Annotated in this window: 14 protein-coding genes; 8 read left to right on the forward strand and 6 right to left on the reverse strand. The window is 64.5% G+C overall.

All coding sequences use genetic code 11. The features are described 5' to 3' along the window. Positions 1-26 precede the first annotated feature (26 nt). Entirely contained in the window at positions 27-1,430 is a 1,404-nt protein-coding gene (locus AC1Q61_RS27595; RefSeq protein WP_020969166.1) for an NAD(P)H-quinone dehydrogenase, read from the reverse strand. Positions 1,431-1,584: 154 nt separating this feature from the next. On the opposite strand from AC1Q61_RS27595, the gene AC1Q61_RS27600 reads away from it, so the two are divergent. Continuing rightward, entirely contained in the window at positions 1,585-2,055 is a 471-nt protein-coding gene (locus AC1Q61_RS27600; protein ID WP_003940753.1) for a gamma-glutamylcyclotransferase family protein, read from the forward strand. 13 nt (positions 2,056-2,068) lie between these two features. Here AC1Q61_RS27600 and AC1Q61_RS27605 read toward each other — a convergent pair whose 3' ends face one another. The 4 genes from AC1Q61_RS27605 to AC1Q61_RS27620 are packed head-to-tail and all read right to left on the reverse strand — an operon-like array spanning position 2,069 to position 6,217. Beyond that, positions 2,069-3,145 carry a hypothetical protein gene (locus tag AC1Q61_RS27605; protein ID WP_492651323.1) on the reverse strand — a complete coding sequence of 359 codons (1,077 nt, stop codon included), beginning with the start codon at positions 3,143-3,145 and terminating at the stop codon, positions 2,069-2,071. Positions 3,146-3,200: 55 nt separating this feature from the next. Then, a complete protein-coding gene (locus AC1Q61_RS27610) occupies positions 3,201-4,349 on the reverse strand; it encodes a M20 family metallopeptidase (RefSeq protein WP_003940741.1) in 1,149 nt (382 codons plus the stop codon). Further along, the gene (locus tag AC1Q61_RS27615; RefSeq protein WP_020969164.1) at positions 4,346-5,506 is read right to left on the reverse strand and encodes a M20 family metallopeptidase; all 1,161 of its coding nucleotides are present in this window, start codon (positions 5,504-5,506) and stop codon (positions 4,346-4,348) included. Before AC1Q61_RS27615 ends, AC1Q61_RS27610 begins: the two co-directional genes overlap by 4 nt. 12 nt (positions 5,507-5,518) lie before the next feature. Further along, positions 5,519-6,217 (reverse strand): enoyl-CoA hydratase-related protein, encoded by a 699-nt coding sequence (locus AC1Q61_RS27620; RefSeq protein WP_019747702.1) that lies wholly within the window; start codon positions 6,215-6,217, stop codon positions 5,519-5,521. Positions 6,218-6,284: 67 nt separating this feature from the next. Here AC1Q61_RS27620 and AC1Q61_RS27625 point away from each other — a divergent pair, with 67 nt between their 5' ends. Continuing rightward, a complete protein-coding gene (locus tag AC1Q61_RS27625) occupies positions 6,285-7,082 on the forward strand; it encodes a purine-nucleoside phosphorylase (RefSeq protein ID WP_007727315.1) in 798 nt (265 codons plus the stop codon). Then, positions 7,079-8,671 (forward strand): phospho-sugar mutase, encoded by a 1,593-nt coding sequence (locus AC1Q61_RS27630; RefSeq protein WP_042951363.1) that lies wholly within the window; start codon positions 7,079-7,081, stop codon positions 8,669-8,671. The genes AC1Q61_RS27625 and AC1Q61_RS27630 overlap by 4 nt, the downstream gene beginning before the upstream one ends. Here AC1Q61_RS27630 and upp read toward each other — a convergent pair. Then, positions 8,668-9,291, reverse strand: a complete 624-nt coding sequence (gene upp / locus AC1Q61_RS27635) for a uracil phosphoribosyltransferase (protein WP_007727319.1) — start codon at positions 9,289-9,291, stop codon at positions 8,668-8,670. The two genes, AC1Q61_RS27630 and upp, sit on opposite strands and share 4 nt — an antisense overlap. 81 nt (positions 9,292-9,372) lie before the next feature. On the opposite strand from upp, the gene AC1Q61_RS27640 reads away from it, so the two are divergent. From AC1Q61_RS27640 to AC1Q61_RS27660, 5 genes are read left to right on the forward strand one after another with little or no spacing between them, the layout of a single operon-like run. Beyond that, a complete protein-coding gene (locus AC1Q61_RS27640) occupies positions 9,373-9,687 on the forward strand; it encodes a type VII secretion target (RefSeq protein WP_029255007.1) in 315 nt (104 codons plus the stop codon). After that, positions 9,684-10,730, forward strand: coding sequence for a C40 family peptidase (locus tag AC1Q61_RS27645; protein WP_084325067.1), 1,047 nt, complete (start codon positions 9,684-9,686; stop codon positions 10,728-10,730). The genes AC1Q61_RS27640 and AC1Q61_RS27645 overlap by 4 nt, the downstream gene beginning before the upstream one ends. Then, a complete protein-coding gene (locus AC1Q61_RS27650) occupies positions 10,727-11,080 on the forward strand; it encodes a hypothetical protein (protein WP_021332524.1) in 354 nt (117 codons plus the stop codon). The genes AC1Q61_RS27645 and AC1Q61_RS27650 overlap by 4 nt, the downstream gene beginning before the upstream one ends. Beyond that, positions 11,077-11,376, forward strand: a complete 300-nt coding sequence (locus AC1Q61_RS27655) for a YbaB/EbfC family nucleoid-associated protein (RefSeq protein ID WP_021332523.1) — start codon at positions 11,077-11,079, stop codon at positions 11,374-11,376. The genes AC1Q61_RS27650 and AC1Q61_RS27655 overlap by 4 nt, the downstream gene beginning before the upstream one ends. 47 nt (positions 11,377-11,423) lie before the next feature. Next, a complete protein-coding gene (locus AC1Q61_RS27660) occupies positions 11,424-12,662 on the forward strand; it encodes a SatS C-terminal domain-containing protein (RefSeq protein WP_020969158.1) in 1,239 nt (412 codons plus the stop codon). Positions 12,663-12,675 lie beyond the last annotated feature (13 nt).

Consider the following 12,675-nt stretch of genomic DNA (forward strand, 5'->3'; position numbering starts at 1 on the left):
CATTGTAAGAAGACTCTGGTCCGTTCTCAGTCCAGGTCGTCGTGACGCATGAGCTGACGAGCTGCCTCGGTGATCGATCCGGTCAGCGACGGGTACACCGAGAACGTCTGAGCCAGGTCGTTGACCGTCAGGTTGTTCTGCACGGCGATCGCAATCGGCAGGATGAGTTCCGAAGCGGTGGGCGCGACCACAACACCGCCGATGACCACGCCGGTAGCCGGGCGGCAGAAGATTTTCACGAAGCCGCGGCGCAAACCGGACATCTTGGCGCGCGGGTTGGTGTTGAGCGGCAACATGACGGTGCGAGCAGGCACCTCTCCGTTGTCGATCGCGGCCTGCGAAACACCCACCGTTGCAATTTCGGGGCGCGTGAAGACGGCCGATGCGACGGTCTTCAACTTGATCGGGCTGACGCCTTCACCGAGTGCGTGGTACATCGCGATACGTCCCTGCATCGCAGCCACCGACGCGAGCGGGAGCAGTCCGGTGCAGTCACCGGCGGCGTAGATACCGGAAACCGTGGTGCGCGAGACCCGGTCGACACGCAGGTATCCACCCTTGTCCAACTCGATGCCGACGCGCTCCAGGCCGAGACCGTTGGTGTTGGGGACGGAACCGACGGTCATCAGAGCGTGGCTTCCTTCGACCGTGCGGCCGTCGGAGAGCTTGACGATGATGCCCTTCTCGGTGCGCTCGACGGCGTCTGCGCGGGCGTGCTTGACGAGGGTGACACCGCGCTCGGCGAGGGCGTCCTCGAGCACGAGCGCCGCATCGGCATCCTCGCCGGGCAGAACACGGTCACGACTGGACACGAGTGTGACCTTGACGCCCATCTCGGTGTAGGCGGAGACGAACTCGGCACCGGTGACACCGGAACCGACCACGACCAGGTGCTCGGGCAGCTCGTCCAAGTCGTAGAGCTGACGCCACGTCATGATTCGCTCACCGTCGGGCTCGGCTCCCGGGATGATGCGGGGGCTGGCGCCGGTGGCGATCAACACGACGTCTGCGTCGATGGTCTTCTGCTCGCCGCTTCCGAGCGTCGCGCGAACCTGGTGTGCTGCCATACCGAGGAGCGGATCGGTCAGTTCGGCGGTGCCGGAGAGAACCTCGACGCCGACCGTCTGCAACCGTGCGCGAATGTCCGAGGACTGGGACAACGCGAGACTCTTGACTCGGGAGTGGATCTTCGGCAGTGACACCGAAGCCTGCTCCGGATCCAGAGTGATGCCGAGGTCGGATGCACGACGCATGTCGGTGCGGATTCCGGTGGACGCGATGAACGTCTTCGACGGGACACAGTCGAACAGCACACACGCGCCGCCGACGCCGTCCGAATCGACCAGGGTGACCGTGGCCCCGTGCTGCGCGGCTACCAGTGCCGCCTCGTAGCCGGCGGGTCCGCCACCGATGATCACGATCCGGGTCATGTGTCCTCCAAGTCCTCGCGTGGCCGGCAGGGGTCTCCCGTCGACCAGTGTCACGCTATTCGAGCACCACGTGTCGCGCAGTGCTTGTACCAGATTACTTGCGTCCGGTGGTCCGCTTCGCCACACCCTCGGACCACGGTTTAGGCTTGCGCCCGTGTCGATTTATGCCGCCTACGGTTCCAACATGCATCCCGAGCAGATGTTGTTGCGCTGCCCACACTCGCCCATGTCCGGGACAGGGTGGCTGCGAGGCTGGCGCCTGACCTTCAGCGGCGAGGACCTCGGCTGGGAGGGGGCTCTCGCCACCGTGGTCGAAGACCCCGATTCCAGTGTTTTCGTGGTCCTCTACGACGTCCCGGAAGAGGACGAAGTGAGTCTGGACCGCTGGGAAGGTGCCGAACTCGGTCTGCACCGCAAGATCCGCGTGCGGGTCGACACCGCAGGCGATGCGGTGCTCGCTTGGCTCTACGTCATGGATGCGTACGAAGGCGGGCTGCCGTCGGCCCGCTACATCGGCGTGATGGCCGACGCCGCCGAGATTGCCGGAGCGCCGGCCGAGTACGTGCGAGAGTTGCGGACGAGAAACAGCCGCAACGTGGGTCCGGGTAACGGTGTTACCGATTAGATAGCTGTCCTGCTCAAAGCAGCAGGAAATACGCGAGCACTGCAAGTGCTGCGAGTACCACCACAATCGTCAGGCCGATGAGCACACGCTTGGAACCGCGTGACTCCGATTCGCCTGCGGCAACTGCAGTTTCCGGCTCGACTGTTGCCACCCCGGTTGCAGTTTCAGCCGCCACCTTCTCACGTCCGAGAGTGTCGAACACCTCCGTCACGTCGTGTGAAGGCGGCAAACCGATCGGAACGATCGTGTGCGACGTCGAGGTGAAACCGGCAGCCAGAATTGCGGCCCCCAGCGCGGCCGACTGCTCCGGTCCGGGCCCGAGTTCACATCTGACACCGAGCTTTTCGGCGATTCCGGCCGCTATGGACATCATGGCTGCTTTGTCTGTCGCCGGTTCTCCGTCACCGGTGACGACTACGGCGTCCAGGTTCTCCGGCATCCAACCGAACGCACCCAGTGCCGTCGCGAGGCGTGAACTCGGTGAACTCCCGTCGCCGGCGAAGCCGAATGCGCGGCCGGCGGCGACGCCCGAACGCACCAGCGTGACCGCTGCCCCGGTGTCGTCGACGTGATAGATGCCGATGAGCGTGCCGGCGAGTGCCGCGATTTCCGACTCGAACCACGCCGAGACCGCCTCGGCGTCCGAGACGAGAGTGACCCGCTCGAGGCCTGCATAGACCAGTGAATCCTGCATGAGGGCCGCTGTGGACGAGTCCCAGCGCGACGGGTAGGTCGCGACGATGTCGGGCGCTCCCCCACTTTGACCACCACGATCGGGCAGCGGCTCGCATTCCTGCAATAGGCAGCGAATCGACGTCGCCACCAAATCCTCGGCGCGGTAACGGGTATCGGCCGTTCCGGAGACGCCACTCGGGTCCCCCACACGGCCGACAAAACCTGACCATGATTCCGAGAATTCACGGCCGGCACCCAATTGCTCGGTACCGCCGAGCACGGTCGTTCCGTCCTTGCGTTGATTGAGAATCGTGTCCCTGACCAACACCACCGGATCGGCCGAACCCGGATCGTTGGACGCAACTACAGCCGTCGACACCAATGTGCCGATTCGCACTCCCACACCTATGGACATGCCCGTACCTTCACTCGAACGACACGAAAAACGGTACCCCCGACGGGAACCGGAACTATCCCAGAACCAGGCTCGTCAGAACCTTCACACCGACGCCGAGTGCACGCTCGTCGAGATCGAAAGTGGGTTGGTGGATGTCGAGCTGATCGCCTTCACCCGACCACACGCCGAGCCGCGCCATGGCACCCGGCACGGTTTCGAGGTACCACGAAAAGTCTTCGCCACCACCGGATTGCGGGGTGTCCGCCAAAGCATCTTGTCCGACGGTCGCGATGGCGTCCTCGAACATCCGAGTGGACACCTCGTCGTTGACGACCGGTGGCACTCCGCGACGATAGTTGAGTTGGTAGCGAACTCCGGTGGGCGCGAGCAGTCCGTGGACGATTTCTTCCACGAGCGGTTCGAGCAACTCCCACGTGTCGTGATCGCCGGTACGTACCGTGCCCGTCATCATGCCGGTCTGCGGAATCGCGTTGGGCGCCTGACCTGCACTGACCGCACCCCACACCATCACGGTGCCGGTACGCGGATCGATACGACGGCTGAGCATTCCCGGCAGCCCGGTCACGACTGTGCCGAGTGCGTAGATGAGGTCCGTGGTCAGGTGCGGCCTCGACGTGTGCCCACCCGGAGAGTCGAGAACGACCTCGATCGTGTCTGCAGCAGAGGTGATCGCGCCAAGACGCATTCCGACCTGGCCTGCCTCGAGTCGCGGATCGCAGTGCAGAGCAAAGATTCTGGACACGCCGTCGAGCGCGCCGGCAGCGATGACGTCGAGTGCACCACCAGGCATGACTTCCTCGGCGGGCTGGAAGATCAGCCGAACCCCGACGGGAAGTTCGGGCAGCGTGGCCAGAGCCAATCCGGCGCCGAGCAGGATGGTGGTGTGGGCGTCGTGCCCGCATGCATGAGACACACCGGGGACCGTGGACGAGTACGTCGCCCCGGTCGCCTCCTGCATCGGCAAAGCGTCCATGTCGGCGCGAAGTGCGATTCGCGGCCCCTCAGGTCCGATGTCGCACGTGAGCCCGGTGCCACCGGGAAGGATCTTCGGCGACAGCCCAGCGGCGGTGAGGCGGGTCGCGACGAATTCGGTGGTCGCGTATTCGCGGCGAGCCAACTCCGGGTTGGCATGGATGTGTCGACGCCACGCGACGAGGTCGTCGGTGTGCGCGTGAATCCACGTGTCGATTGCCGCGTTCACCGGCGATCTACCCCTTCCAACAGACGGGTGCGTTGTTCTGGATCGGACGCTACCCGGACAGCAGTGCGGGCCAACGCAATTGCACCGTCGACTACCGCTCGATCTGCGGAGGTGGTGATACACGCGGCCGCGAACTCCGGCTGATGTGTCACTGCCCCCGATGAATCCAAGCCTATGACCGGGTGAATTCCCGGAATCACATTGGTCACATTACCCATATCCGTACTACCCAGTGGACGGGAGCGCTCCCATTCCGCTGCCAGTGGCACCCGCCCGAGGTCGACGATCTGTTCACGGTACGCCGCCGCCAGCCACGGATCGGGGGTCAACTCGGTGTAAGTGGGCGATACCGTGCGGATTTCGTGGGTGCATCCGGTGCCGAGTGCGCCCGAGGCGAAGCAGGCGTCGGCACGCTCGGACAGATTGGCCAACGACGCGGCCGTCTCGGCACGCAGGTAGTACAGCAGTTCGGACCGAGCCGGAACGATGTTGGGAGCCGTGCCGCCATCACTGACGATTCCGTGAATCTGTTGCCCTGGCTGGAGGTGCTGGCGCAACAGTCCGACCGCCACCTGCGCGAGCGTCGCTGCATCAGCGGCATTGCGACCGAATTCCGGCGCAGCAGAGGCGTGCGCTTCGCGACCGTGATAGCTGACGGCGATGTCCGCCAGGGCCAGCGAGGTGGCACCGATGATGTCGATCGGTCCTGGATGAACCATCATGGCCGCGCCGACGCCGTCGAATGCACCACGCTCGAGCATCAGAACTTTGCCGCCACCGGTTTCCTCCGCGGGAGTACCGATCACTCGGACGGTGATCCCCAGTTCGTCGGCCACGGTAGCCAACGCGATGCCGGCCCCGACCGCGGCGGCGGCAATGATGTTGTGCCCACAGGCATGACCGATCTCGGGCAGCGCGTCGTACTCGGCGCAGATCGCGATGACCAACTCTCCGCTGCCGTAGGTGGCATCGAATGCCGTCGGCAGATCGACGATCCCGTGAGTGACCGCGAAACCGTGCTGCGCCAGCAGGTCCGACACTTTGGCAGCGCTGCGGAACTCCTCGAAGGCAAGTTCCGGATCGCTGTGAATCGAATGCGACAGCGCAATCAGATCGGCCTCTACGGACCTGACTGCGCTGTCGACATTCTGGTTCACGCGATCATTGTCTCACCCGAAGGAGAAGTTGCTCTTGTCAGTCACCTGAGCGAGGTCCGCAAGCGCATCGCGGTGGATGCCTGCCTTGATTCCCGCCAAGTTCTTGCCGTGAGTCGACGTCAGTGCCGACGCCTTGGTCACTGCTGCGGCGAGTACTCCGTCGCCGTCGACCGTTTCCTGCACGATGCCGGCAGCAAGCGCGTCGGCGCCGCCGAATCGACGCCCCGTCGTCATCGCGTCGACTGCCGTCTGCTTGGGCAGACGACTGTTCAACAGTGCTGACATGCCGACAGTGAACGGCATGTTCAGTCCGACCTCGGGGAGGCAGTAGAAGCCGCGGTCCGCGCGCATGATCTGGAAATCGTGTGAGGACGCGAGCATGGCGCCGGCGCCGAACGCGTGCCCCTGCACGGCCGCGACTGTGGCCATCGGGAAGGTCAGCAAACGGCTGTAGATGGTGTGGACCTTGTCCAGGTAGCCGGGCAGACCGTCGAGATTGCCGAAGATCCACGTCGTGTCCAGGCCGTTCGTGTAGAACTTGCCCGTCGCCGTCGTCACCAGGGCTGCGGGTCCCTCGTGCGCTTCGACCTCGTCCAACTTGCTGTGAACAGCGTCGATCCACTCAGGGCCGAAGCGGTTCTCGTTGTCCGTTTCGCCCTCGTTGCCGAGGTACAGGATGAATACGTCGCCGTCGCGTTCGAGATAAGGCATGGATGGGAGAGTAACGCCCGCCAACTCACCCGGCGAACCGACCCGACTCCTCAGTAGGGTTGCTCACATGGGAACGATCGCCGAGGCCGCCGCCGCTGCTCTGTCCGCCATGACTGGCTCTTCGTCACCGTCAGTCGCCATCGTGCTCGGGTCGGGGTGGACCGATGCCGCAGACGTGTTCGGCGACGCCGGTGCGGACGTGACAGCCGAAGTCTCGATGGCGGATCTTCCTGGCTTCGCCCCACCGTCCGCGCTCGGTCACGCGGGCACCATTCGTTCGGTGCGCGTCGGAAACACCGAAGTTCTGCTGCTGCTCGGGCGCGCGCACGCATACGAGGGCCACGATCTCGGTACCGTCGTCCACCCGGTCCGGACAGCCATTGCTGCCGGCGCCGACACGGTCATCCTCACCAATGCGGCCGGCGGTATCCGCGAGGACTACGCAGTGGGGCAACCGGTGCTGATCAGTGACCACCTGAACCTGACGGCCCGCTCTCCCCTCGTCGGCGCAGAGTTCGTCGACCTGGTCGACGCCTATTCGCCGGAACTGCGCGCGCTGGCTCGCTCGATCGACCCGGACCTTGCCGAGGGTGTTTACGCCGGGCTTCCCGGTCCGCACTACGAGACTCCGGCCGAGATTCGAATGCTTCGTACACTCGGCGCCGATCTGGTCGGCATGTCGACGGTTCACGAGACCATCGCGGCTCGCGCGCTCGGCGCCCGCGTTCTCGGCATCTCCATGGTCACCAATCTGGCCGCCGGAATCACGGGCGCCCCGCTCGACCATCAGGAAGTGCTGGCGGCAGGCAAAGCCTCGGCGGCCCGGATGGGAGTGCTGCTGCGTCAACTGGTCGAGCAGCTGTGACACCACTGAACGTCACCGAGTGGATCGACGCCGATCCGGACCCAGTTACCCGCGCAGAATTAGCAGCCCTTTCCGAACATGAACTGACCGAACGCTTTTCCGCACCACTGACGTTCGGCACTGCTGGGCTTCGCGGGCCGGTGCGCGGCGGGCCCAACGGCATGAACCTCGCGGTCGTCATCCGGACCACGGCCGGTCTGGCGGCCTGGCTGACAGCTCGCTGCCAGGGCGGGTCCCGCGTTGTGGTCGGCCGCGACGCCCGGCTCGGTTCAGAGGCATTTGCTCTCGCCGCCGCCGAGGTCATGGCAGCGGCCGGGTTCGAGGTGACCCTGCTCCCCCGCCCACTGCCGACACCGCTGGTGGCGTTCGCGGTGCGCAGGCTCGGGGCAGCGGCAGGTATCCAGATCACCGCCTCCCACAATCCTGCCGCCGACAACGGTTACAAGGTGTATCTCTCGGGCGGAGCGCAACTCGTCTCCCCCGCCGATCGTGAAATCGAGAGCGAGATCGCCCGCATCGGTGGTGCCGCCGACGTCGCCCGGGCATCGGTGATTCCGGCCGACGATTCTCTGGTCGAGGAGTACATCGCCCGCATCGCGACCCTCCCGCACGGCGACGCCCGCTCGATCCGGATTGCGCTCACGGCAATGCACGGCGTCGGCGGGGAGACTGCGACAGCGGCTCTGCGAGCAGCAGGGTTCGACGATCTGCACGTCGTGGCGGAGCAGTTCGATCCCGACCCCACGTTTCCGACCGTCGAGTTCCCCAATCCCGAAGAGCCTGGCGCCGCAGACCGCCTGCTCGCCCTTGCCCGAAGTGTCGACGCGGATCTGGCGATCGCACTCGACCCGGATGCCGACCGCTGCGCCGTCGGAGTTCGCGACGGTGATCAGTGGCGCATGTTGCGCGGCGACGAAACCGGGGTGCTCCTGGCCGACCACGTACTGCACACGGCGCCCGGAGATTCGTTGGTGGCGACGACGATCGTCTCCTCGACTCTGCTCTCGAAGTTGGCGAAAGCTCGCGGAGCCAGGTTTGCGCAGACACTCACCGGATTCAAGTGGCTCACGCGCGCCGGCGACGGACTCGTCTACGCCTACGAGGAAGCGATCGGGCACTGCGTCGATCCGGATGTGGTGCGGGACAAGGACGGAATCTCAGCTGCCGTTCTGGTGGCCGACTTGGCTGCCACCCTCGCGGGCAGCAACAGAACCCTGTTGGACGTTCTAGGCGACTATGCCGTCGAATTCGGACTGCATCGCGGGGACCAAGTATCCCGCCGCGTCGAGGATTTGAGCGACATCGCCGAAATGATGAAACGACTACGCGCCGATCCTCCTGGCCAACTCGCGGGTGAGCCGGTCACGACCGAGGACTTGTCCCTGGTTCGCGGTGGTATGCGCACCGACGCAGTGATATTCGACGGGCCGTCGATCCGCGTGGTTGTTCGACCGTCCGGAACCGAGCCCAAGCTCAAGTGTTATCTCGAAGTTGTCGTCCCAGTGGCGAACCGCGACGACCTCGCGAACGCACTAGAGCAGGCGAAGGCCCGGCTGGCGGAACTCCGAACCTTCGCCCTTTCGCTCTAGCGGGGTCCGAACTGCCGATCGCCGGCGTCACCGAGACCGGGGACGATGAAAGCGTTCTCGTCGAGTCCGTCATCGATGCTCGCGATGACCAGACGAACCGGGTGGCCGGACGCTGCCAGCGCGTCGACGCCGGCCGGAGCGGCCACGACGCACACTGCCGTGACATCCGTCGCGCCACGCGCAACCAGCAAGTCGATGGTGTGCACCATCGAGCCACCGGTGGCGAGCATCGGATCGAGCACGAACACCGGGATACCAGACAGATCCGCAGGCAGGGATTCGAGGTACGGAACCGGCTGATGAGTCTCTTCGTCACGTGCCATTCCGACAAAGCCGACGCCGGCCGACGGAATCAGCGCACTCGCCTGTTCGACCATGCCCAGACCGGCCCGCAGCACGGGTACCAACAACGGCGGCTTCGCGAGCCGGATGCCCGTCGTCGCTGCTACCGGGGTGTCGACCGGAAACTCCTCGACCTCCGCGTCACGCATGGCCTCGTAGACCAGCATGTGCGTGAGCCTGCGAAGTGCGGAACGAAAAGTTGCGTTCTCACTGCGTGCATCACGCATTGTCGTCAAGAGGGCCGCCGCGAGCGGATGGTCGACTACGTGCGTTTGCATGACCATCAGAATAGTTCCTCGGGAACCGGAGCACCCCGCGCGGCGTCCAAGAAGGAGTAAGCGCAACGGGGGGAAGACAAGTTGACAAATCTGGATCTGGACACTGAAAGCATCGCGGAGTTCGCCACGCGGTTGGGCACTGTTGCCGACAACGTCGCGCAAGCTCGACAGGACGCGGCGGGTGGCGATCACTTGGCTCTGTCCGCTGTGCTGGGGCTGATCGGCGGCGACTTCGTCGATGTCGCGAGCCGAGCACAGCAAGCGCACATCGACGACATCGATCGACTGTCCGCTGTGATCTCCAGCGTCCAGTCAGCCACCCGCGACGCTCACGCCGTCTATCTCGACTCCGAGGAATCGGTACGAACGACTCTCGCTGAAGCCGCACGCTCATGATCGACGTCGACGCACTCGCACGACCGATCATCGATCTGGTCGACATTGTCGGGACTGGCGTCCCCAGCGCAAGTGGACCCGACGTCGGCATCCGAATCGCTACGGACGCCCTCGAGATCGCATACCAATTGGGAAGCGCTGCTCTGAGCGAACTGGCGTCCTCTCAGAGCTCGTCCACGGCACTCACCGCTGCGGTGACCAAAACCGAGCAGACGCAGACGTCGACGCGAAACCTCGCCGATCGTGGGACCGACATCGCCGGCGTCGTGGACGAAGCAACAACGTCCGTGTACGCGGGAATGACCGAACTCGGTGAGATTCTCCAGTCGTTTCTGACACTCGCGATCAAGGCCGGGCCGACGCTCATGACACCGACGGGCCAATTGATGTTGTTGTCGGCCGCGTTGGAGCACCTCGGACGCGCGGTATCGGTTATCGAGCGGGTACGCGGTGAGCTGGCGGGGTCGACCGACAAGATGTCCGCACTCGTCCCGTCCGTCCCGATACCCGATCCCGCACCTGGAGTCTCCGGTTCGGTGGGTGGTTCCGGTTCCGTCGGTGGTTCAGGTTCCGTCGGTGGTTCTGGTTCCGTCGGTGGTTCCGGTTCCGTCGGTGGTTCTGGTTCCGTCGGTGGTTCTGGTTCCGTCGGTGGAGTAGAGGTCGAACTTCCCGACGGCTCGATTGCCACCGCACCGAACGCCGAGGCCGCTGCTGCCGTACGCAACGCGCTTACTCAACAGGGTGTCCCGTACGCCTGGGGAGGCACGACACCCGGAGTCGGTCTGGACTGCAGTGGTCTGACGCAATGGGCGTACGGCCAGGCCGGAGTCGATATTCCGAGGTTGGCTCAGGAACAGGGAATCGGGAACCAGGTCGATCAGAACAATCTGATGCCGGGCGACCTCGCGGTCTGGGACGGCCACGTCGCGATGGTGATTGGCGGCGGCCAGATGATCGAAGCCGGCGACCCAGTCGAAATCAGCGCCATCCGAACCACGAACAGCGGCATGGGCTTTCACGGTTTCTACCGTCCGACAGAATGACAGGAAACATGAACGAGAACATGCGGGAATCACCGCCGATCATCACAGCCGTCTCCGTCAACCGCGCTGGAACCATCGCGGTCCGCGCCACGGAACACGCCATTCCCGTGGACCTGCGGATCAGCCAGGAGGAACTGCGGTACGGCGGGGAACGGTTGGCGCAACAGATACTCACACTGTGCTCGAAAGCAGCAATCGAGGCCGGCGCCCGCCATCGTGTGGAGCTCGAAGAGACCGGAGTCCCGGCAGCGATCCTCGATCGGCTCGGTCTCGCGACCCGAGACGAACTGGCCGATGTCGATGCCGCCGAGGGCCAGATCCTTCCGTCGAGCTGGATGCGTTCGATATGAGCGAGATTGATCGAATCATGGAGCTGGCGAAACACCGGACCGGACTCTTGCAGGACGCCGTCGACGGGGTCGGCGCTCTGCGGGCGGTCGTCTCGAGCGAGGGTGGGATAGTCACGGCGACTGTCGACGGGCTGGGTGCTCTGGTCGACCTACGGATTACCGACGCAATCACCACGATGAATTCTCGCACTGTGGCCGCATTGACTGTCGCAACAATTCACCAGGCAGTTCGACAGTCCAACGACGAACGAGAGCGACTGGTCAGTGAGCTCCGAGTGGCACTGAAACAAACGTGACGAACCCCCGCTATGCCTTTCGCTCTGCGGTGGATAGGCTTCCGCCTATGGCTGGAGACATCGTCCCTATCGAAATCGGACTCACCGACGGAGACCTCGTCACTTTGTGGGCACCCCGCTGGCGCGAGGGCGACGACGAGTGGGAAGCGTTCCTCGGCCATGAGGAAGACCTGTACGGGTTCTCCTCCGTCGCAGAACTCGCGGCCTTCATCCGAACGGACTCCGACAACGACCTGGTCGAGCATCCGGCGTGGGCCGTCGTCTCCGGACTGTCGGCAGCCGAGCTCGAACCGGAAGAGAATTTCACCTTCGACTTCGTCGGCGTGCCGGAACTGGCCGCAGGTGATCCTGAGGCACTGGCGGTCTCGGAACTCGAAGACACCTTGAACATGGCTCGCAACATCGGCGAGGTGTGCGAACTGGACGCGGTCATCCGCTTCTTCAGCGGCCATCCGGTTCTCGGCGCGCTTGCGACCGGCGCCGGCACCTTCGAAGGTCGCGAAGGCCTGGAGCTGTGGGACCAGGTCGGCGCTGCGATCGTCAAGGACTGGGACGCCGTTCTCGACGCCATCGACAAGGTGGTCACCTCCCCGAAGGTCGATGCAGCTGCCGTCGCGGTCGCCGAAGCTGAACTGCTCGCTGCCGCCGAGAACACCGTCGACGCCGACGATGTCGCTGAGGAGGGCGAGGACGAGGAATTCGACGAAGACGACCTCGACGAGGAGGAAGACGAAGTCGAGACCTTCTGGGGCGAGGTCGGTGTCGACCCGATCCGCATCATCACCTCAGCCGAGACGTTCTACACTCTGCGCTGCTACATGGGCGATCAGGCGATCTTCCTCGGCAAGGACGGACTGATCACCGTTTTCCGTAGCGAGCGCGCACTCGCTCGCTACCTCGCCGACAACCACGAACACGATCTCTCGCAGGTCAGCACGTACGGCGAAATTCAGAATGCTGCCGTCGACGGTTCACTCGAAATCGAGGTCACGGACGAGAACGTCTACGTTCTGCCCGGCATCGCCGACGACCTCGCCCAGGGCCCGGATGTCGTCGACGCCGAGCAACTGGAACTTGCCGTCGAATTGTTCACCGATGCAGCGGATTTCGCCGACGACGACTCCACCGAGGAGGCTCTGTCCGCGTCGAACGAGCTGGGTTGGTACGTCTCGTACCTCCTCAACCCCGATCCGTCGCGGATGGCTCCGAGTGCGCCGTTCACCAAGGAATCCGAGGCCTGGCGCGAACTCGAGCGTGAGTTCGAGGCCCGGCTGCGATCTGAGTAGTCGGGTGCACGTC

The organism is Rhodococcus sp. MPR-R1B, from assembly GCF_058793255.1.